Below are 20,540 nucleotides of genomic sequence, written 5' to 3'. Positions count from 1 at the left end.
CCGGGTATGACGCCGTCCCGTACTATTGATCTTTGGTGTCCGCGCCTCCTGCGGCGCGGCACGCGAACGTGAGCCCTCCACCGGCATCGGTTCCCTCTTCTCGAGAGACGAACCCCCATCGGAGCGGGATTCACGAACACCTCCGTTCGAGACAGAAAGCAGCCACTACTGTGACGCGCACGTATTCCCCGAAGGCAGACGAGATCCAGCGCGACTGGGTCGTCATCGACGCGACCGATGTCGTGCTCGGCCGTCTCGCCAGCCACACCGCCGCCCTCCTGCGCGGCAAGCACAAGCCGACCTTCGCCCCGCACATGGACTCCGGTGACTTCGTCATCATCATCAACGCGGACAAGGTCGCCCTGACCGGCCAGAAGCTGCTCCAGAAGAAGGCCTACCGCCACTCGGGCTACCCGGGCGGCCTGAAGGCGACCACCTACTCCGAGCTCCTGGAGAAGAACCCGATCCGCGCCGTCGAGAAGGCCGTCCGCGGCATGCTCCCGAAGAACTCCATCGGTCGCGCCCAGCTCCGCAAGCTGAAGGTCTACACCGGAAGCGAGCACCCGCACGCCGCCCAGCAGCCGAAGCCGTACACGCTCGGCCAGGTCGCGCAGTAAGCGCGTCGACGACTTTCACGACTTAAAGAGACAAAGGATTATCACCACCGTGGCGAAGATCGCAGACAGCATCGACTCGGCCCAGGTCGAGAACGTCGAGTCCTACTCGACCGAGACCCCGGAGAGCGCGGCCCCGGCCGCGCCCCGTCCCGTCCTCTCCGTTCCGGGTGCGGCCGTCGGCCGCCGCAAGGAGGCCATCGCGCGCGTGCGCCTGGTCCCGGGCGCCGGAACCATCACGGTCAACGGCCGTGAGTTCGCGGACTACTTCCCGAACAAGCTGCACCAGCAGCTCATCAACGACCCGTTCAAGGTGCTCGACCTCCTCGGCTCCTACGACGTGGTCGCCCGCATCACCGGCGGTGGTCCCTCGGGCCAGGCGGGCGCGCTGCGTCTCGCCATCGCGCGTGCGCTCAACGAGATCGACCGCGAGAACAACCGCCCGACCCTGAAGAAGGCCGGCTTCCTCACCCGTGACGCCCGCGTCACCGAGCGCAAGAAGGCCGGTCTCAAGAAGGCCCGCAAGGCGTCGCAGTTCTCCAAGCGTTGACGCTTCCGAGCGTTTAGGCTTCGGTCCATGCCCCGCCTTTTCGGAACCGACGGCGTTCGCGGTCTCGCGAACGGCAGCCTCACCGCCGACCTCGCGCTCGGCCTTGCTCAGTCAGCTGCTGCTGTACTGACGCAAGGCCGCAGCGCCGAGGCGCGGCGAGCTGCCGGCAAGCGCCCGACGGCCATCGTCGCCCGCGACCCCCGCGTCTCGGGCGAATTCCTCTCCGCCGCCGTCGCGGCCGGGCTCGCTAGCTCCGGCATCGACGTGTACGACGCGGGAGTCATCCCCACGCCCGCGACCGCGTTCCTGATCGCCGACTACGATGCCGACTTCGGCGTCATGGTGTCGGCGTCGCACAACCCGGCGCCCGACAACGGGATCAAGATCTTCGCCCGCGGAGGCACCAAGCTCCCGGACATCGTCGAGGACCGCATCGAGCAGCACCTCGACCTCGAGAAGCTGACGCCCACCGGCGCCGACGTGGGTCGCATCCGCCGCTTCGCGGACGCCGAGGACCGCTACGTCCTCCACCTGCTGGCCAGCCTCCCGCACCGGCTCGACGGCATCCACGTCGTCCTCGACTGCGCGCACGGCGCCGCCGCAGGCATCTCTCCTGAGGTCTTCACCGACGCCGGCGCCCGCGTGACCGTCATCGGCGACGCGCCGGACGGCATGAACATCAACGACGGGGTCGGCTCCACGCACCTCGACAACCTGGCGAAGGCCGTCCTGGCCGCCGGCGCCGACGTCGGCATCGCGCATGACGGAGACGCCGACCGCTGCCTCGCGATCGACGCCGAGGGCAACGTCGTCGACGGCGACCAGATCATGGCGATCCTCGCGGTCGGGATGAAGGAGCGCGGCAAGCTGCGCGACAACACGCTCGTCGCAACGGTCATGAGCAACCTCGGGCTCAAGCTCGCCATGCGTGAGAACGGCATCCGCGTCGTCGAGACCGCAGTGGGCGACCGCTACGTGCTCGAGGAGATGAACGAGCACGACTTCTCGCTCGGCGGCGAGCAGTCGGGCCACGTCATCATGCGGGAGTTCGCGACGACCGGCGACGGCATCCTGACCGGCCTGCACCTCCTCAGCGAGATGGCGCGCCAGGGCAAGTCGCTGGCCGAGCTCGCGAAGGTGATGACCATCTACCCCCAGGTGATGGTCAACGTGAAGAACGTGGACCACCACGCGGTGCACACCGACCAGGGTCTCCAGACGGCGGTGCAGACGGCGGAGAGCGCCCTCGGCGACAGCGGCCGTGTGCTGCTGCGCCCGTCGGGCACCGAGCCGCTGGTGCGCGTCATGGTGGAGGCCGCCGATCACGACACGGCAGTACGCCTCGCCAACGAGCTCGCGGACGTGGTGCGGGAGCGACTGGCGCTCTAGCGCGTCAGCGCTTGTCGTGCTCCCGCTGCGCCGCCAGGAAGTCGGCGACGGAGTAGGCGCGCGACCGGTCGGGCAGCATGTCGGCGCCGTAGAGGCCCTTCATCAGCTCGCCCGGGTCGACGTTCAGCGCGGTCGCCAGCCGGACGATGGTGTGCAACTCCGAGTTCGCCTCGCCCCGCTCCACCCGGCCGTAGTTGGTCACGTGCATGTCGGCCAGCCCGGCGATGTCCTCCTGGCTCATGCCGAGCGCGATGCGCGCTTCACGGACTCGACGGCCGAAGACCTCGGCGGCACGGGAGCGAGGAGCAGGCATGCCTCATGCTTACGGGGCAGTTGCATGCATGGCCAGAGCTTGACGACCACACGCATCTGAGCGTCGGGCTTAAGAACCTCAGAGCTTGCGGAGGAGCACCGAGCTCACGGCGTGGTTGTCGTCCTTGCGCAGCACCAGCTTGGCGCGCGACCGGGTGGGCCGGATGTTCTGGAGGAGGTTCGGCTCGTTGATCGCCGACCAGATGGATGCGGCCCGCGCGCGAGCCTCGTCCTCGGTCAGCTCCGCATACCGGTGGAAGTACGACTTGGGGTTCGCGAACGCGCCGCGTTGCAGCTTGAGGAAGCGCTCCTCGTACCAGCGCGCGATGTCGCGCGTGCGCGCATCCACGTAGACGCTGAAGTCGAACAGGTCGCTGACCGCGAGCCGGTTGCCGCCGCCCGCCGGCTGCAGCACGTTGAGGCCTTCGACGATGAGCACGTCCGGCCGCCGGACCACGATCTCGGCGTCGGGGACGATGTCGTAGCTGAGGTGCGAGTAGAACGGGGCGCGCACCTCCGGGGCGCCGCTCTTCACCGCGGTGACGAAGCGGAGGAGGGCCTTGCGGTCGTACGACTCGGGGAAGCCCTTGCGGTCCATCAGGCCCAGCCGTTCCAGCTCGGCGTTGGGGTGCAGGAAGCCGTCGGTCGTGACCAGTTCGACGCGCGGGGTGTCGTCCCAGCGGGACAGCAGCTCGCGCAGCAGGCGCGCGATGGTCGACTTGCCGACGGCGACCGAGCCGGCCACGCCGATGACGAACGGTGTACTCGCGGCGCGCTCGCCGAGGAAGTCGCTGGTCACGCGGTGCAGCTGCTTGGTGCCGCCGACGTAGAGGTTGAGCAGGCGGCTGAGGGGAGGTAGACCTCTTCGACCTCGCGCATATCCAGCGGGTCGCCGAGACCGCGCAGTTGGACGATCTCCGTCTCCTGCAGGGGGAGGCGCGTGTTCTCCGCCAGCTCCGCCCAGTCGGACCGGCTCAGCTCGACGAACGGGGTGGAGGAGTCTCCGTGGGGAAGCATAGGTCCCCAAGTCTAGGGGTGCGGCTCTCAGCGGGCCCTCACTGCGCCTCGGATAGACTCGACCCCATGTGTGGAATCGTGGGGTACGTCGGTACCGACAAGAGTCTCGAGGTGCTTCTCGGCGGTCTGAAGCGCCTGGAGTACCGCGGCTACGACTCGGCGGGCATCGCCGTGATCGGCCCGGACGGCGAGCTGGGCACCGCGAAGAAGGCGGGCAAGCTCTCGGTGCTGACCGAAGACCTTCAGGAGCACCCCATCCCGAACGGCCAGACCGGCATCGGTCACACCCGGTGGGCGACCCACGGCGGTCCGACCGACGTCAACGCGCACCCGCACCTGGGCGACGAGGGTCGCCTCGCCGTCATCCACAACGGCATCATCGAGAACTTCGCCACGCTGAAGGACGAGCTGCTGGCCGATGGCTTCGCGTTCGAGTCGGAGACCGACACCGAGGTCGCCGCCGTGCTGCTCGGCCGCGAGTACCGCCGCACCGGCGACCTGCCGCAGGCGTTCCAGTCCGTCGTCTCGCGCCTCGAGGGCGCGTTCACGCTGCTCGCGATGCATCAGGACCAGCCGCACGTGGTCGTCGGCGCGCGCCGCAACTCCCCGCTGGTGATCGGTCTGGGCGAGGGAGAGAACTTCCTCGGCTCCGACGTCGCCGCGTTCGTCGAGCACACGCGCCGCGCGATGGCGATCGGCCAGGACCAGATCGTCACCATCACGCCGGACAGCGTGACCGTCACCGACTTCGAGGGCGCGCCGGTCGAGGTCGAGCCGTTCGAGGTCGCGTGGGACGCCTCCGCCGCCGAGAAGGGCGGCTGGTCCTCCTTCATGGCCAAGGAGATCGCCGAGGAGCCGGACGCGGTGGCCAACACGATCCGCGGCCGCCTCGTCGACGAGACGGTCCACATCCCTGAGCTGGACGCGCTGGGCGACGACTACTTCGCCAGCATCGACCGCATCACGATCATCGCGTGCGGCACCGCCGCCTACGCCGGCCTGGTCGGCAGCTACGCGATCGAGAAGTGGGCGCGCGTCCCCGTCACGGTCGAGCTCAGCCACGAGTTCCGCTACCGCGAGCCGGTGCTCACCGACGGCACGCTGGTCATCTCGATCAGCCAGTCGGGCGAGACCATGGACACGCTGATGGCCGTCAAGTACGCCCGCGACGCCGGCGCCAAGGCCATCTCGGTCTGCAACACGCAGGGCGCGACCATCCCGCGGGAGTCGGACGCCGCGCTGTACACGCACGCCGGTCCGGAGGTCGCGGTCGCGTCGACCAAGGCGTTCGTCGCGCAGATCACCGCGCTCTACCTGTTCGGCCTGCACCTCGCCCGCATCCGCGGCACGCTGTCCGCCGCGCAGCAGCGCGACGCGATCGCGGAACTTCAGTCCGTGCCGGAGAAGATCGCGACCGTGCTCGAGTCGCACGCCGAGATCGCTCAGCTGGCCAAGTGGATGTCGGACACCCGCTCTGTGCTGTTCCTCGGCCGTCACGTCGGCTACCCGATCGCCCTGGAGGGTGCGCTGAAGCTCAAGGAGCTCGCGTACATCCACGCCGAGGGCTTCGCCGCCGGCGAGCTGAAGCACGGCCCGATCGCGCTCATCGAGCCGGGTCAGCCGGTCTTCGTGGTCGTCCCGAGCCCGCGCTGGTCGGACGAGCTGCACAAGAAGGTCGTGTCGAACATCCAGGAGATCCGCGCCCGCGGCGCCCGCGTCATCGCGATCGCCGAGGCCGGGGACGCCGCGGTGCTGCCGTTCGCCGACGAGGTCATCCGCATCCCGCTGGCCGCTCCGCTGTTCGAGCCGCTGCTGGCCGTCATCCCGCTGCAGATCTTCGCCATGGAGCTGTCCGCCGCGAAGGGCCTCGACGTCGACCAGCCGCGCAACCTGGCCAAGTCCGTCACCGTGGAGTGACGCCGTGATCGCCGGCATCGGGGTCGACGTCGTCGATCTGGCCCGCTTCGAGCGGTCGATCGCGCGCACCCCGAAGCTGCGCGAGCGGCTGTTCACCGAGGCGGAGCGACCGCTTCCCGTGCATTCGCTCGCCGCGCGGTTCGCGGCGAAAGAGGCGCTGATCAAGGCGCTGGGCGGCTCCGAGGGCGTGCGCTGGCACGACATGGAGATCGTCCCCGACGAGGAGAGGAACCCCGGTTTCGTGCTGCACAACGTGGTCGAGGCGCAGGTGCGCGAGCGCGGCATCGTCCGCATCCACGTGTCCATGACGCACGATGCGGGGGTCGCCACGGCGTTCGTCGTGACGGAGTGCGCGCCGTGACGGAGTTCCGCGAGCGGGTCGTCGATCTGGATGCGGTGACCGCGAACGTCGCGCGTCTGCGCGAGGTCGTCGGCACGCCCCACGTGATGGCGGTCGTCAAGGCGGACGCGTACGGCCACGGCGCCGTGGAGAGCGCCCGCGCGGCGCTCGCCGGAGGCGCCGACTGGCTGGGCGTGGCGGAGATCGCCGAGGGTCTGGCGCTGCGGGACGCGGGCATCGACGCGCCGGTGCTGGCGTGGCTGCACGACCCGGACGAGGACTTCGCCGCGGCCGCGCGCGCCCGGATCGATCTGGGCCTGTCGTCGCTGCGGCAGCTGGAGGCGGCCGCCCGAGCCGCTGTGGTCGCCGACGGCCCGGTGTTCGTGCAGCTCAAGGTCGAGACCGGCCTCAGCCGGAACGGCATCGCCGAGGACGAGTGGGACGCGGTGTTCGTCCGGGCGCGGGAGCTGGAGACGGACGGCACGATCGTCGTCCGCGGGATCTTCTCGCACCTGTCGAACGCCTCGCCCGAGGACGACCGCGCGGCGGTCGCCGTGTTCGAACGCGCGCTCGCCCGTGCGCGCGAGGCCGGGATCGAGCCCGCCCTGCGGCACATCGCGGCCAGCGCGGGTGCGCTCACGCTCCCGGACGCGCGCTACGACCTGGTGCGGCTCGGCATCGCGATCTACGGCCTGTCGCCGTTCGGCCGGGGCGCGGGCGCGGAGCTGGGGCTGCGTCCCGCGATGACGCTGCGCGGCCGGGTCGCGGCGGTGCGCCGGGTGCCCGCGGGCAAGGGCGTCTCGTACGACTACACCTACCGCACGACCGAGGAGACGACCCTCGCGCTCGTTCCGCTCGGGTATGCCGAGGGCATCCCGCGGCACGCGTCCAACGCCGGCCCGGTGTCGATCGGTGGACGGACGTTCCGCATCAGCGGGCGCGTCGCCATGGACCAGTTCGTGGTGGACGTCGGAGACCTCGACGTCCAGGTCGGGGACGAGGTCGTCCTGTTCGGCGACCCGGCGACCGGAGTGCCGGGAGCAGACGAGTGGGCCGAGGCGGCCGGCACGATCAACTACGAGATCGTCACGCGCCTCGGTGGGCGGCTGAAGCGCACGTTCGTCGGAGGAGCGCAGTGAGCGCCGTCGCCCTGCCCGCCACCCGTCGTGTCGCCACGGCGGACGACATGCACGCGCTGGGCCTCGAGCTCGCGGCCGTCCTGCGTGCGGGCGATCTGGTCGTGCTCTCCGGCCCGCTCGGGGCAGGGAAGACGACGCTGACGCGCGGCATCGGCGAAGGCCTGGACGTGCGCGGCCCGGTGACCAGCCCCACCTTCGTGCTCGCACGGACGCATCCCGCCCTCTCCGGCGGCGCGCCCCTCGTGCACGTGGACGCGTACCGCCTCTCCAGCGCGCTCGAGCTGGACGACCTCGACATCGACTTCGCCCGCTCGGTCGTCGTCGTGGAGTGGGGGAGCGGGATGCTCGACGGCGTCGCGGAGTCGTGGCTGGAGGTCGCGATCGAGCGGCCGACCGGCGCCGACGAAGGGTCCGGGGCGGAGGACGAGGGCGACGAGGTCGACGAGCCGCGCACGGTCACCCTCACCGGCTTCGGCCCGCGCTGGGCCGCCGATCCCGCTTAGGCTGGAGCTATGCTCCTCGCCATCGACACCTCCGCCGGAACGAGCGTCGCGGTGGTCGACCTCGACGCCGGCGTCATCTCCGAGGTGATCGAGACCGACACCATGCGGCACGCCGAGGTGATCGGCACCCTGATCGACGAGGCGCTGCGCGTCGCGGGCGTCGAGGTGCGCGCGCTGTCCGGCGTCGTCGCCGGGATGGGGCCGGGCCCGTTCACGGGCCTGCGCGTCGGGATCGCCGCTGCGAAGGCGTTCGCGATCGGTGCAGGGAAGCCTCTGGTCCCGGTGGTCAGCCACGACGCGGTCGCGTACGACCAGTACGCGGCCGGCGCGACCGGTCCGCTGCTGGTGGTGACGGACGCCCGCCGCCGAGAGCGGTACTGGACCGCCTACGCCGGAGCCGACGACCTCGGGCTGCCGATCCGCCTCGACGGCCCGGGCCTCGCCAAGCCCGACGAGCTGCCGCATCCCGAGGTCCCGCGCATCGAGACCGACGTGGTGCCGGCCGGCCGGCTCGGGATGCTCGCCGAGCTCCGCTACGCCAACAGGCTCCCGATGGACGCCGACGACGCCCTCTACCTGCGCTCGCCGGACGTGACCCTCTCGGCCGGACCCAAGCGGGTGACCGCATGACCGCGTACCAGCTGCGGCGCGCGCAGGCCGCCGATGTCCCGGCGATCATGGAGCTGGAGCGCTCGATCTTCGTCACCGACGCCTGGTCGGAGCGGTCCATGCTCTCCGAAGTGACCGGCGAGCACGGTTACTACCTGGTCGCGTTCGAGCCCGAGACTCCCGAGCGGATCGACGGGTACGCCGGGCTGCTGGCGCCGCGCGGGGGAGGCGAGGGCGACATCCAGACCATCGCCGTGGCGCCGCAGGCCCGCCGCCGGGGACTCGGCCGCGCACTGATGCTCGCCCTGATCGGCGAGGCGCGCAACCGCGGCGCCCGCGAGGTGTTCCTGGAGGTGCGTGCCGACAACCCCGGAGCCCAGACGCTGTACCGGGCCCTCGGCTTCGAGGAGATCGGCGTGCGCCCGAAGTACTACCAGCCGGACGGCGTGGACGCCCTCGTGATGCGCCTCACCGTCCCGACCCCGGAGACGACCATCGCATGACCTCCGCCATATCCGCCGACGGGCCGCTCGTCCTCGGCATCGAGACCTCCTGCGACGAGACCGGCGTCGGGATCGTCCGCGGCACCACCCTGCTCTCCAACACCATCGCGTCGTCGATGGAGGAGCACGCGCGGTACGGCGGTGTCGTGCCCGAGGTCGCGGCGCGAGCCCACCTGGAGGCGCTGGAGCCGACCCTGCGCACGGCGGTCGCCGACGCGGGCATCGAACTGTCCGACGTGGACGCCATCGCGGTGACCAGCGGGCCGGGCCTCTCCGGCGCGCTCATGGTCGGCGTCGGCGCGGCGAAGGCGCTCGCCGTGTCGCTCGGCAAGCCGCTCTACGCGGTCAACCACCTCGTCGGCCACGTCGGGGCCGACCTGCTCGACGCGTCCGGCGGTCCGGGGCACCCCGTCGAGCTGCCGACCATCGCACTGCTGGTGTCGGGCGGCCACACCTCCCTCCTGCTGGTGCGCGACCTGGTGTCGGATGTCGAGCTCCTGGGCGAGACGATCGACGACGCGGCCGGGGAGGCGTTCGACAAGGTCGCACGCGTGCTCGGTCTGCCGTACCCCGGCGGCCCGCAGATCGACCGCGTCGCGGCAGACGGCGACCCGACCGCCATCCGCTTCCCGCGCGGGCTGACCCGTCCGAAGGACCTCGAGAAGCACCGCTACGACTTCTCGTTCTCCGGCCTCAAGACGGCGGTCGCGCGCTGGGTGGAGCAGCGCCAGGACGCCGGCGAGGAAGTGCCGGTCGCCGACGTCGCCGCATCCTTCCGCGAGGCGGTCGTCGACGTGCTCATCACGAAGGCGCTCGCCGCCTGCCGCGACCACGACGTCCCCCGGCTGCTGCTGGGCGGCGGCGTCGTCGCGAATGCGCGCGTGCGGCAGGTCGCCGTGCAGCGCGCGGCGGAGGCGGGCGTCGCACTGCGCATCCCGGCCCTCTCGCTGTGCACCGACAATGGCGCGATGATCGCAGCGCTCGGGGCTCAGCTGATCCAGGCGGGCCATGCGCCGAGCGAGCTGACGTTCTCGGCCGACTCCACCCTCCCCGTGACGGAGATCCAGGTCGCGCGCTGACACGTGCGTTGACACTCTCGCGAAGGCCCTGCCACCATGGAACCGTTACAGCGTTCTCTCAGGAAGGCGACTTCCGCGGAGTCGCTGGATCACCAGAGCCTCCACGATGAAGGAGATGGGTCTCATGACCGATCCGAACGCCCCCACCGACCCGGTGGACCCGAACACGCAGAACGGCTCGGTCCCCCCGCCGCCTCCGACCCCGCCCGCGGCACCCGCGGGTGACACCGGTGCTGTGCCGCCGCCCGCTCCCGGCTACGGCCAGCAGCCGCCGGCTCCGGGATACGGCCAGCAGCCTCCCGCGCCGGGCTACGGCCAGCAGCCCTACGGTCAGCAGCCGTACGGTCAGCAGCCGGGCCAGCCGTACGGCGCCCAGCCCGCCTATGGCCAGCCCGCCCCGGGCTACACTCAGCCCTACGGGCAGCCCGCCGCGAAGTCGCCCATCCTCAGCATCCTGTCGCTCGTCGGCGGCATCGTCGGCCTGCTGATCAACCTGGTCTGGGGCATCGGCTTCCTGTTCGGCGTGGCCGCCGTGGTGCTCGGCTTCATCGGCAGGAACAAGGAGCCGCAGGCCCGCGGCTTCTGGCTGACCGGCATCATCCTGGGCTTCGTGAGCATCGCCATCGCGATCATCTACTGGATCATCCTGGCGATCGTCTTCGCGAGCCTCGCCAACTACAACACCTACTGAGCGCGCAGCGCCGAGCGGCCTAGATCCGCTCGGCGAGCAGTGCCGTGTGCCGCCCGGCCACCCTGGTGAGGATCAGGGTCGCCGGGCGGTCGCCGTTCAGCGCCAGACGCTTCCGCAGGGCGGCCGGGTCGACATCCACACCGCGCTTCTTGATCTCCAGGGTGCCGATGCCGCGCTGGCGCAGCGCGCGTTTCAGGTCCTTCTCGCCGGCCGGCAGGGTCTCCAGGATGCGGAAACCGGAGGCGAAGGGCGTCTCGACGGGCGCGTCGGCGGTGATGTAGGCGATCTGCTCCGAGAGCATCCGGCCGCCGAGGCGCCGGGCCAGATCGCCGATGAGGCGTGCGCGGATGACCGCGCCGTCGGGCTCGTACAGGTACTCGCCGAGCGGACCGGGCTCCTCGTCCACGCTGTCCGCGTCGGCCACGAGCTCGTCGGCCTGGTCGCCGCGCAGCACGAGCGCGGCCCGGCGGATCCCCGGGCGGGCCAGCGCGCCGAACCAGAGGCCGAGCTCGACCACCTGTCCGTCGGCGGAGACCCACTGCGCCTCGGCGGTGGACGGGATGAGGTCGCGGTCGAACCCGGGGCCGAGCTTCAGCCCGACCGACCGGCCGGTCGCCAGCTCGTAGGCGAAGCCGAGCGACGGCGTGTAGTCGTCCGGGTCGACCAAGCGCTCGGTCTGCGTGTGCCCGGCGGTGCGTCGTGCGGGGTCGAGGAAGACGCCGTCGATGGCGCGGAGGTCGACGTCCTCTGCGCGCTTCTGCTCGACCGTCGCGGTCGGGAAGGGCGCCAGGTTGAAGGAGGCGATGGCGGCGGTGACCTCGTCCGCATCCACCCCGGTCACCTCGAGCTCGAGAGCGGCGAGCGCGAGGGCGTCGCCGCCGATGCCGCACCCCAGATCGGCGACGCGGTGCAGGCCCGCTGCACGGAACCGGCCCGCGTGACGGGCGGCCACAGGGAGACGCGTCGCCTGCTCCAGCCCCGCCTCGGTGAACAGCATGCTGGACGCGAAGTCGCCGAACTTCGCCTGCGCCTTGCGGCGGAGCTTCGACTGGGTCAGCACGGCCGCGACGAGCGCGGGGGAGTGGCCCTGCTTGCGCAGGTCGCTGACGATCCGGAGCACATCCTTCTCGCTGCGGTACGGTGGCAGCGAGTCGAGGAGACGGAGCCCTTCCGGGCTCAGCAGCGCGACCAGCTCGGACCGTTCCATGCCTCAACGGTACCTTTCCACAGAGCTTGGCACTCACGTTGCGGGACTGCTAACGCACCCCTAGACTCGTGTTAGCACTCTCAGTGCGAGTTTGCTAATCAGTCTTCGTCAAGACACTGTTCTTCACAGGAAAGGGGTCAACGTGTCGGTCTCCATCAAGCCGCTCGAGGATCGCATCGTCATCAAGCAGGTCGAGGCTGAGCAGACCACTGCGTCCGGTCTGGTCATCCCCGACACCGCCAAGGAGAAGCCGCAGGAGGGCGAGGTCGTCGCCGTGGGCCCGGGTCGCATCGACGACAACGGCAACCGCGTCCCGCTCGACGTCGCCGTCGGCGACAAGGTCATCTACTCCAAGTACGGTGGCACCGAGGTCAAGTTCGGCGGCGAGGACTACCTGGTCCTGTCCGCCCGCGACGTCCTGGCGGTCGTCGTCCGCTGACGCACCCCTCTTCGTAACGGCCCGGCTGCTCTGAGCAGCCGGGCCGTCGTCGTTGGCGCGAGGTAGAGTCGGACGAGTGTCAACACCCTCCGCCGATCTCTCCTCCCACCGCACGTCCGGACTCATCTACGCGGTCTCGGCGTACGTGCTCTGGGGCATCCTGCCCATCTACTTCCTGGCGCTCGCCCCTGCCGGCGCGTGGGAGATCGTCGCCTGGCGGATCGTGTTCTCGCTCGGGTTCTGCGCCATCGCGCTGACCGTCACGCGCACATGGCGGCAGTTCGGCGCTCTGATGCGGGACACCCGGGTCCTGCTGACGATGGGGCTCGCCGGCGTGCTGATATACGTCAACTGGCAGACCTACGTTCTCGCGACGGTGAGCGGCCACGTCGTCGAAGCGGCGCTCGGCTACTTCATCAACCCGATCGTCACGGTGTTTCTCGGGGTCCTCGTCCAGCGCGAGCGGCTGAGGATCGCGCAGTGGGTCGCCGTCGGCGTCAGCGTGGTGGCCGTCATCGTGCTCGCGGTCGGCTACGGCTCGGTGCCATGGATCGCGCTCATCCTCGCGTTCTCCTTCGGCCTCTACGGCCTCATCAAGAAGCGGGTCGGCGGCCGCGTCGATGCACTGTCCGGTCTGACCCTGGAGACGATGTGGCTGACGCCCGTCGCCGTCATCCAGCTGATCGTGGTCGGCGTGACGGCCGGTCTCACGCTCGGCACCGAGGGGCCGTGGCACACCGTCCTGCTGGTCGGCGCCGGCGTGATCACCGCCGTTCCCCTGCTGTTCTTCGCCGCCGCGTCCCGCCGCCTCCCGCTCGTCTTCATGGGCTTCATCCAGTACTTCGCGCCGATCATCCAGTTCGTCGTCGGCGTCGCCGTGCTGCACGAGGCGATGCCGCCCGAGCGCTGGCTGGGCTTCGCGATCGTGTGGCTCGCGCTCGTCATCCTCAGCGTCGACATGATCGTCGCCGCGCGCCAGGGGAAGCGGGCCGCCGAGCTCGATCTCGCGACCGTCGACTGAGTCCCCAAATCGCGGAATAGCCGCCCAGGTTCTGCCGTTACCATTGAGCATCCACAGTCGCGCATCTTCTTGATAGGGGTGAAATGGATCAGCCCGATCCGTTCGGTTTCATCGGTTTGACCTACGACGACGTCATGCTGCTCCCGGGGCACACCGACGTCATCCCGAGCGAGGCTGACACCTCGACTCGCCTGACCAAGCGCATCTCGATGGCCACTCCGCTGCTGTCGAGTGCGATGGACACCGTCACCGAGTCGCGTATGGCCGTCGCCATGGCGCGCCAGGGCGGCATCGGCATCATCCACCGCAACCTCTCCATCGAGGATCAGGCGTCGCACGTCGACAAGGTGAAGCGCTCCGAGTCGGGCATGATCACCAACCCGGTCACGACGACCCCTGACGCCAGCGTCGAAGAAGTGGATGCGCTCTGCGGCCAGTTCCGCGTCAGCGGCCTCCCGGTGGTCGAGCCGGACGGCACCCTCGTCGGCATCATCACGAACCGCGACATGCGCTTCGTCTCGCCGTTCGAGCGGTCGACCACGAAGGTCCGCGACGTCATGACCCGGATGCCGCTCATCACGGCACCGGTCGGCATCGACCCGGACTCCGCGGTCGCCATCTTCGCCGAGCACAAGATCGAGAAGCTGCCGCTGGTGGACGCCGACGGCAAGCTCCGCGGCCTCATCACCGTCAAGGACTTCGACAAGAGCGAGAAGTACCCGGACGCCACCAAGGACGACGAGGGCCGCCTGCGCGTCGGCGCCGCGATCGGGTTCTTCGGCGACGCCTGGGACCGCGCGATGACCCTGGTCGACGCGGGCGTGGACGTCATCGTGGTCGACACCGCCAACGGCGACAGCGCCGGCGTGCTCGACATCATCCGCCGACTCAAGGCCGAGCCGCGCGCGTCGCACGTCGACGTGATCGGCGGCAACGTCGCGACCCGCTCCGGCGCCCAGGCGCTCATCGACGCGGGAGCCGACGCCATCAAGGTCGGCGTGGGCCCCGGCTCCATCTGCACCACGCGCGTCGTCGCGGGTGTCGGCGTTCCGCAGGTGACCGCGGTGTACGAGGCGTCCCTCGCGGCGCGCGAGGCGAACGTCCCCCTCATCGCGGACGGCGGCCTGCAGTACTCGGGCGACATCGCCAAGGCGCTCGTCGCGGGCGCGGACAGCGTCATGCTGGGCTCGCTCCTCGCGGGAACCTCCGAGTCGCCGGGCGAGCTCGTCTTCGTCAACGGCAAGCAGTTCAAGAACTACCGCGGCATGGGGTCGCTCGGCGCCCTCCAGACCCGCGGCAAGAAGACCTCCTACTCGCGCGACCGGTACTTCCAGGCGGATGTGCCCAGCGACGAGCAGCTGATCGCCGAGGGCATCGAGGGGCAGGTGCCGTTCCGCGGACCGCTCTCCGCCGTCGCGTACCAGCTGGTCGGAGGCCTGCGTCAGTCGATGTTCTACGTCGGGGCGCGCACCATCCCTGAGCTCAAGTCGAACGGCAAGTTCGTCCGCATCACGGCGGCCGGGCTCAAGGAGTCCCACCCGCACGACATCCAGATGGTCGTGGAGGCGCCCAACTACCGTCGCTGAGCCGGCCCAGCGGCCGCCTACCCGAAAGCGACCCGATTGACCGTCAAACACCTCGCCGCAGTACTGGCCGGGCTCATCCTGGCCGGTACTGTCGCGGGTCCGGCGGCGGCTGCATCCCCTTCATCGTTCGGCGAGCTCGTCGGCGACCTGGCTCCGCTCGAGACGTACGCCCGGCAGTACGCGTCCGCGCACCCGGGCGACGCGGTGGATCAGCTGGTCCTGGTGTACGTCCGGACGGCGAACCCCGACTACGACGACTCCCGGTGGCAGACCCTCGGCGGCCAGCGTGACCCGGACTTCGAGGCGTACGTCGACGAGCAGGACGCCCGGAACGGGACGTCCGCGGCCGATCTGAAGCGACTGCGCGAGGTGACCCTGCCGAACGGCGAGACCACGGACGCGGTGCACATGTTCGCCACGATGAGCCTGGGCACGCCGCCGAGCACCGCTGCGGCCGACCTCGGCGGCTTCGCGGGCGACATCACCGACCTGATGACCGACATCCGATCCGTCGCGGGCGGACCGGCGGCGGTCCAGGCGGCTGCCGCCGCCGACTTCGGGAACCCGAACGGACGCTTCTCGACGGACGACCTCCGCGCCGACCTCGACGCCGTCAACCTCACCGCTCTCCGCGCGGCCGCCCCGCAGACCCCGTACGCGGACCTGCTGACCGCCTACTTCACCGGGCTCACCGAGCGGAAGCGCGTCGTCGACTTCCTGACCAACCGCTTCCCGTCCACTCCCCGCACGCAGGCCGACCTCCGCGCCGCGGTGGAGTCGGCGTACACCTCCAACACGTACATCTCGTTCCTGGAGTACAACCGCGGACTCACCGACCTGACCGACCAGCGGAACGCGGCGATCACGGTGTTCGCCGGCTACCTCGCCCAGGTGGCGCACGTCATCCCGGTTGCCGTGACGTCGCCCGCGACGTCCGCGACGGTGGGCACCTCGACACCCACCGTGTCGGGGACCGGCGAACCGGGCGCGACCGTGACGGTCACCGGTTCGGGCGGCCGCGTGGTGGGGACGACGACCGTGGATGCGGCGGGTGCCTGGTCGCTCACCACCGCGAGCCTGCCCGCCGGCCGGGCGGGGCTCACGGTCGCGCAGGCCGCCGGCGGGGAGGTCCGACCACCGCGACCGTCGCGTTCGAGGTGGTGCTGCCGCGCCCGCTTCCGATCGCGAACTCCTGGATCGGGTCCTCCGTGGCGGTCGCGACCGCGCTCGCCGTGGTGGCGCTCGTGCTGTGGAGGCTGCTCAGCCCCGCCGCGCGACGTCGGCGATCCGGTCGATCGCATCCGTCAGCACCTCGGGCGAGCACGCGAGGTTGAGCCGGACGAATCCGGCCCCCTGCGCGCCGAAATCCGTCCCGGGGTTCACCGCGACGCGCGCCTCCTCGAGGATGCGTGCCGCCGGTCGTCGCCCCAGCCGAGCTCCCGGAAGTCGAGCCACGCCAGGTAGCTCGCGTGCGGCTCACGGTAGCCGACGCGCGGCAGCCGGTCGGTCAGCAGCACCGACAGGAGCGCGCGGTTCGTCTCGATCGCGGTGAGCGCTCCCTCCAGCCACTCCGCGCCGGAGGTGTAGGCGGCCTCGGTGGCGATGCGTCCGAACAGGCTGGTGCGCACCTCCACTTCGATCGGCAGCGCGTGGATCCGCTCCGCCTGCTCGGGAGAAGCGGTCACGAAGAGGGCGCACTTGAGGCCGGCGAGATTCCACGCCTTCGACGCGGCGTGGGCGGCGATGCCGACCCGGCGGGCCTCGTCCGACACCGACAGGAACGGGGTGAACGTCGCCTCGCGGTGGGTCAGCGGCGCGTGCACCTCGTCGCTGACGACGTGGACGCCGTGGTGCGCCGCGAGCGCAGCGACGGCTGCAAGCTCGTCGCGCGGGTGCACGAGGCCGAGCGGGTTGTGCGGGTTGCAGAGCAGGAACGCCGTCGCGCCGCCGGCGAACGCCCGCTCCAGGCCGTCGAGGTCGAGCGCCCAGCCGGCGCCGTCCGTCCCGCCGGAGAGCAGCGGCACCTCCTCCACGACACCGCCCGCCTCGGGAATGAAGTCATAGAACGGCGGATAGACCGGGGGAGTGATGACCACGCGGTCGCCCGGCCGGATGAGGGCGCGCAGTGACTCCACGATGACGACGCCGACGTCGGTGGTGGTCCGGGTCCACGCCGGGTCGACCTCCCAGCCCCAGCGCCGCTGCGCGAACCCGGCGAACGCGCGCTGCGTCCGGTCGTCCGGGCCGATGTACCCGGTGTCGCTGCGGTCGACGGCGGCGTGCAGCGCCTCGGCGATCGACGGGGCCAGCGGATAGTCCATCTCGGCCACGAAGAGCGGCAGCACGTCGTCGGGATACGCGCGCCACTTCTCGCTGGTGCGCAGGCGGAGACGGCTCAGGGGTTCGGCTTCGACCTTCACGCGTCCACTGTCCCACGGTCACCCGGCACTGGCCCACCCGCCTGTGCGGCCTAGACTGAAGCGCGTGAGTATGGAGATCGAGATCGGGCGCGCCAAGCGCGCCCGCCGTGTGTACGCCTTCGATGACGTCGCGGTGGTTCCGAGCCGTCGCACCCGCGACCCCGAGGACGTCTCGGTCTCCTGGACCATCGACGCGTACCAGTTCGACATCCCGTTCCTCGCTGCGCCCATGGACTCGGTGGTGTCGCCGACGACGGCCATCATGATGGGCCAGCTGGGCGGCGTCGGCGTCCTCGACCTCGAAGGCGTGTGGACGCGCTATGAGGACCCGGAGCCGCTGCTCGCCGAGATCCGCGAGCTGCCCGCCGAGCGCGCGACATCCCGCATGCAGGAGATCTACGCCGAGCCGATCAAGCCCGAGCTGGTCACCCGTCGCCTCGCCGAGATCCGTGAGGGCGGCGTCACCGTCGCCGGCGCGCTCTCGCCGCAGCGCACGCAGGAGCTGTACCAGACGGTGGTCGAGGCGGGCGTCGACCTGTTCGTCATCCGCGGCACCACCGTGTCTGCGGAGCACGTCTCGAAGAACGTCGAACCGCTCAACCTCAAGAAGTTCATCTACGAGCTGGATGTGCCGGTCATCGTCGGCGGCGCGGCCACCTACACCGCCGCCCTGCACCTGATGCGGACCGGCGCCGCGGGCGTGCTCGTCGGCTTCGGCGGGGGTGCCGCGTCCACCACGCGCTCGACCCTCGGCATCCACGCGCCCATGGCCACCGCGGTGGCCGACGTCGCCGGTGCGCGTCGCGACTACATGGATGAGTCCGGCGGCCGCTACGTGCACGTCATCGCCGACGGCGGCCTCGGCAGCTCCGGCGACATCGTCAAGGCGATCGCCTGCGGCGCCGACGCGGTCATGCTCGGCACGACGCTCGCCCGCGCCACGGACGCGCCCGGCGGCGGCTGGCACTGGGGCGCCGAGGCGCACCACTCCCAGCTGCCGCGCGGCAACCGCGTCGCGGTCGGCCAGATCGCCCCGCTCGAGGAGATCCTGTACGGTCCGGCTCCGGTCGCCGAGGGCTCTGCGAATCTCGTGGGAGCCTTGCGGAGAAGCATGGCCACGACGGGATACTCGGACTTGAAGGAGTTCCAGCGCGTCGAGGTGGTCGTCGCGCCCTACCGAACGCAGTAGGACAACACGCCGGCCGATGGCGGCCGGGGAGGAGAGAACGATGACGGATACGCAATCGGCTCCGGGCGGCGACAGGCACGCCACCCCCGCCTCCAACCCGGCTGTGACCTATCCGTCGCGCCTCGGGCCGGCGGAGCGGGCGGCGGCGATCGCGGCGCTGAAGGACACCGAGCTCGACATCCTGGTCGTCGGCGGCGGCATCGTCGGCGCTGGCTCCGCGGTCGACGCTTCGACGCGCGGACTGAGCGTCGGACTGGTGGAGGCGCGCGACTTCGCGTCCGGCACCTCCAGCCGGTCGTCGAAGCTCGTCCACGGCGGCATCCGCTACCTCGAACAGCTCGACTTCCGTCTGGTGCGCGAGGCGCTGATCGAGCGCGGGCTGCTGCTGCAGCGCATCGCACCGCACCTCGTGAAGCCGGTGCGGTTCCTCTACCCGCTGCACAAGCGGGTCTGGGAGCGCTTCTACATCGGCGCCGGGATGATGCTCTACGACATCTTCTCGTACACCGGCGGGCGTCCTCCGGGCGTCCCGCACCACCGGCACCTCAGCAAGCGTCAGGTGCTCAACGCCATCCCCTCGATGAACAAGGATGCGCTGGTCGGCGGCATCACGTACTACGACGCGCAGGTGGACGACGCCCGGTACGTTGCCAACCTGGTCCGCACGGCCGCACACTACGGCGCGCACGTCGCCCCGCGCGTCCGCGTCGAGGGCTTCATCAAGGTGGGCGAGCGCGTCGTCGGCGTGCGGGCGCACGACCTCGAGACGGACGAGCGGTTTGACATCCGCGCGAAGCAGGTCGTCAACGCGACCGGCGTGTGGACGGACGACACCCAGTCGATGGTGGGCGAGCGCGGGCAGTTCAAGGTGCGCGCGTCGAAGGGCATCCACCTCGTCGTGCCGCGGGACCGCTTCCAGTCGAAGATGGGCCTGCTGCTCCGCACCGAGAAGAGCGTGCTGTTCGTCATCCCGTGGGGGCGCCACTGGCTCATCGGCACCACGGACACCGACTGGCACCTCGACAAGGCGCACCCGGCGGCGACGGCGGCCGACATCGACTACCTGCTCGCGCACGTCAACGAGGTGCTGAACGTGCCGCTGACCCGGGAGGACGTCGAGGGCGTCTACGCGGGCCTGCGGCCGCTGCTCGCGGGGAGTCGGAGCAGACGTCGAAGCTGTCGCGCGAGCACCTGGTCGCCCACTCGGTACCGGGCCTCGTCGTCATCGCGGGTGGCAAGTGGACTACGTACCGGGTGATGGCGAAGGACGCGGTCGACTCCGCGGTCAGCGCGCTCGACGGCAAGATCCCCGCCTCCACCACGATGGAGATCGCGCTCGTCGGAGCCGAGGGGTACCAGGCCGCCTGGAACCGCCGGCACCGTATCGCGAAGGAGTCCGGCCTGCACGTCGCGCGGATCGAGCACCTGCTCAACCGCTACGGCACGTTCGCCGAAGACATCCTGGCGCTCATCCGCGAGGATCCGTCCCTCGCCGATCCGCTGCCCGGCGCGGACGACTACGTCGGGGCGGAGGTCGTCTACGCGGCGAGCCACGAGGGCGCGCTGCACCTGGAGGACGTGCTCGCCCGTCGGACCCGCATCTCGATCGAAGCCTGGGACCGCGGCGTCTCGGCCGCGCCGGTCGCGGCGTCCCTGCTGGCGCGCGTGCTCGGCTGGGACAAGGCGCGCGAGGAGCGCGAGGTCAAGACGTACCTGCAGCGGGTCGAGGCCGAGCGGGCCAGCCAGCTGCAGCCCGACGACGAGTCGGCCGACCGCATCCGCCTCGAAGCCCCGGACATCGTGGAGGTGGACGCGGCTGCGGCCAAGCACGTTGCTCCGGCGAAGGCGCGCGGCGCCAAGGCGGGCACGCCCACCAAGGCCGACGAAGCGCCCAAGGACGTCGAAGGCGCCGGCGGAGAGGACGCCCCGGCGACCGAAGGCTGAGAACCGCCGCAGAGGGGCCCTCCCGGGACGCGATCCCGGGAGGGCCCCTCTGCGCCTCCGGTAGGCTGGAG

Annotated in this window: 17 protein-coding genes and 4 pseudogenes; 17 read left to right on the top strand and 4 right to left on the bottom strand. The window is 70.7% G+C overall.

Annotated elements, in window-relative coordinates; translation table 11 throughout:
• Positions 1-170: 170 nt before the first annotated feature.
• From rplM to glmM, 3 genes are read left to right on the top strand one after another with little or no spacing between them, the layout of a single operon-like run.
• Positions 171-617 carry a 50S ribosomal protein L13 gene (rplM, locus tag ACRAWB_RS09595; RefSeq protein ID WP_175337729.1) on the top strand — a complete coding sequence of 149 codons (447 nt, stop codon included), beginning with the start codon at positions 171-173 and terminating at the stop codon, positions 615-617.
• 49 nt (positions 618-666) lie between these two features.
• Positions 667-1,164 (top strand): 30S ribosomal protein S9, encoded by a 498-nt coding sequence (rpsI, locus tag ACRAWB_RS09590; protein WP_175337730.1) that lies wholly within the window; start codon positions 667-669, stop codon positions 1,162-1,164.
• Between the two features lie 27 nt (positions 1,165-1,191).
• Positions 1,192-2,553, top strand: coding sequence for a phosphoglucosamine mutase (gene glmM / locus ACRAWB_RS09585; protein ID WP_431353122.1), 1,362 nt, complete (start codon positions 1,192-1,194; stop codon positions 2,551-2,553).
• 4 nt (positions 2,554-2,557) lie between these two features.
• Here glmM and ACRAWB_RS09580 read toward each other — a convergent pair whose 3' ends face one another.
• Together ACRAWB_RS09580 and coaA are read right to left on the bottom strand one after the other, a co-directional pair.
• Entirely contained in the window at positions 2,558-2,866 is a 309-nt protein-coding gene (locus ACRAWB_RS09580) for a helix-turn-helix domain-containing protein (protein ID WP_431353121.1), read from the bottom strand.
• A gap of 78 nt (positions 2,867-2,944) precedes the next feature.
• Positions 2,945-3,882 (bottom strand): annotated as a pseudogene (gene coaA / locus ACRAWB_RS09575) (type I pantothenate kinase).
• Positions 3,883-3,948: 66 nt separating this feature from the next.
• Between coaA and glmS the strand changes: the two are divergent.
• The 8 genes from glmS to ACRAWB_RS09535 all read left to right on the top strand — a co-directional run bounded on the left by glmS (position 3,949) and on the right by ACRAWB_RS09535 (position 10,663).
• The gene (gene glmS, locus ACRAWB_RS09570) at positions 3,949-5,799 is read left to right on the top strand and encodes a glutamine--fructose-6-phosphate transaminase (isomerizing) (RefSeq protein ID WP_431353120.1); all 1,851 of its coding nucleotides are present in this window, start codon (positions 3,949-3,951) and stop codon (positions 5,797-5,799) included.
• Between the two features lie 4 nt (positions 5,800-5,803).
• Positions 5,804-6,160, top strand: coding sequence for a holo-ACP synthase (locus ACRAWB_RS09565; protein WP_363805364.1), 357 nt, complete (start codon positions 5,804-5,806; stop codon positions 6,158-6,160).
• On the top strand, positions 6,148-7,278 hold the full coding sequence (gene alr / locus ACRAWB_RS09560) for an alanine racemase (protein WP_431353119.1): 1,131 nt from the start codon (positions 6,148-6,150) through the stop codon (positions 7,276-7,278). Before ACRAWB_RS09565 ends, alr begins: the two co-directional genes overlap by 13 nt.
• Before the next feature lie 47 nt (positions 7,279-7,325).
• Positions 7,326-7,781 (top strand): tRNA (adenosine(37)-N6)-threonylcarbamoyltransferase complex ATPase subunit type 1 TsaE, encoded by a 456-nt coding sequence (gene tsaE / locus ACRAWB_RS09555; RefSeq protein ID WP_431353174.1) that lies wholly within the window; start codon positions 7,326-7,328, stop codon positions 7,779-7,781.
• A 9-nt stretch (positions 7,782-7,790) separates the two neighbouring features.
• Complete coding sequence (gene tsaB / locus ACRAWB_RS09550) at positions 7,791-8,411, top strand: tRNA (adenosine(37)-N6)-threonylcarbamoyltransferase complex dimerization subunit type 1 TsaB (protein WP_431353118.1); 621 nt, start codon at positions 7,791-7,793, stop codon at positions 8,409-8,411.
• On the top strand, positions 8,408-8,893 hold the full coding sequence (gene rimI / locus ACRAWB_RS09545; protein WP_431353117.1) for a ribosomal protein S18-alanine N-acetyltransferase: 486 nt from the start codon (positions 8,408-8,410) through the stop codon (positions 8,891-8,893). The genes tsaB and rimI overlap by 4 nt, the downstream gene beginning before the upstream one ends.
• A complete protein-coding gene (tsaD, locus tag ACRAWB_RS09540) occupies positions 8,890-9,972 on the top strand; it encodes a tRNA (adenosine(37)-N6)-threonylcarbamoyltransferase complex transferase subunit TsaD (protein WP_431353116.1) in 1,083 nt (360 codons plus the stop codon). Before rimI ends, tsaD begins: the two co-directional genes overlap by 4 nt.
• Before the next feature lie 124 nt (positions 9,973-10,096).
• Positions 10,097-10,663, top strand: coding sequence for a DUF4190 domain-containing protein (locus ACRAWB_RS09535; protein WP_431353115.1), 567 nt, complete (start codon positions 10,097-10,099; stop codon positions 10,661-10,663).
• 19 nt (positions 10,664-10,682) lie between these two features.
• Here ACRAWB_RS09535 and ACRAWB_RS09530 read toward each other — a convergent pair whose 3' ends face one another.
• Positions 10,683-11,870 (bottom strand): THUMP-like domain-containing protein, encoded by a 1,188-nt coding sequence (locus ACRAWB_RS09530; protein WP_431353114.1) that lies wholly within the window; start codon positions 11,868-11,870, stop codon positions 10,683-10,685.
• A 142-nt stretch (positions 11,871-12,012) separates the two neighbouring features.
• On the opposite strand from ACRAWB_RS09530, the gene groES reads away from it, so the two are divergent.
• The 4 genes and pseudogenes from groES to ACRAWB_RS09510 all read left to right on the top strand — a co-directional run.
• Positions 12,013-12,309 (top strand): co-chaperone GroES, encoded by a 297-nt coding sequence (gene groES / locus ACRAWB_RS09525; RefSeq protein ID WP_055894868.1) that lies wholly within the window; start codon positions 12,013-12,015, stop codon positions 12,307-12,309.
• A gap of 76 nt (positions 12,310-12,385) precedes the next feature.
• Positions 12,386-13,330, top strand: coding sequence for an EamA family transporter RarD (rarD, locus tag ACRAWB_RS09520; RefSeq protein ID WP_431353113.1), 945 nt, complete (start codon positions 12,386-12,388; stop codon positions 13,328-13,330).
• Positions 13,331-13,413: 83 nt separating this feature from the next.
• Positions 13,414-14,916, top strand: coding sequence for an IMP dehydrogenase (gene guaB / locus ACRAWB_RS09515; RefSeq protein WP_431353112.1), 1,503 nt, complete (start codon positions 13,414-13,416; stop codon positions 14,914-14,916).
• 408 nt (positions 14,917-15,324) lie between these two features.
• A pseudogene (locus ACRAWB_RS09510) lies at positions 15,325-16,011 on the top strand (Ig-like domain-containing protein); the annotation flags it as partial.
• A 165-nt stretch (positions 16,012-16,176) separates the two neighbouring features.
• Here the strand turns inward: ACRAWB_RS09510 and ACRAWB_RS09505 are convergent.
• Positions 16,177-17,336: pseudogene (locus ACRAWB_RS09505) on the bottom strand (MalY/PatB family protein).
• Positions 17,337-17,406: 70 nt separating this feature from the next.
• Between ACRAWB_RS09505 and ACRAWB_RS09500 the strand changes: the two are divergent.
• Positions 17,407-18,525 (top strand): GuaB3 family IMP dehydrogenase-related protein, encoded by a 1,119-nt coding sequence (locus ACRAWB_RS09500; RefSeq protein ID WP_431353173.1) that lies wholly within the window; start codon positions 17,407-17,409, stop codon positions 18,523-18,525.
• Positions 18,526-18,628: 103 nt separating this feature from the next.
• Positions 18,629-20,469 (top strand): annotated as a pseudogene (locus ACRAWB_RS09495) (glycerol-3-phosphate dehydrogenase/oxidase).
• Positions 20,470-20,540 lie beyond the last annotated feature (71 nt).

It is taken from the genome of Leifsonia poae (assembly GCF_050632865.1).
GTDB classification, from domain to species: domain Bacteria; phylum Actinomycetota; class Actinomycetes; order Actinomycetales; family Microbacteriaceae; genus Leifsonia; species Leifsonia poae_B.
Note: the sequence above shows the minus strand (reverse complement) of the source record. Positions and strands in the feature narration are given on the sequence as shown.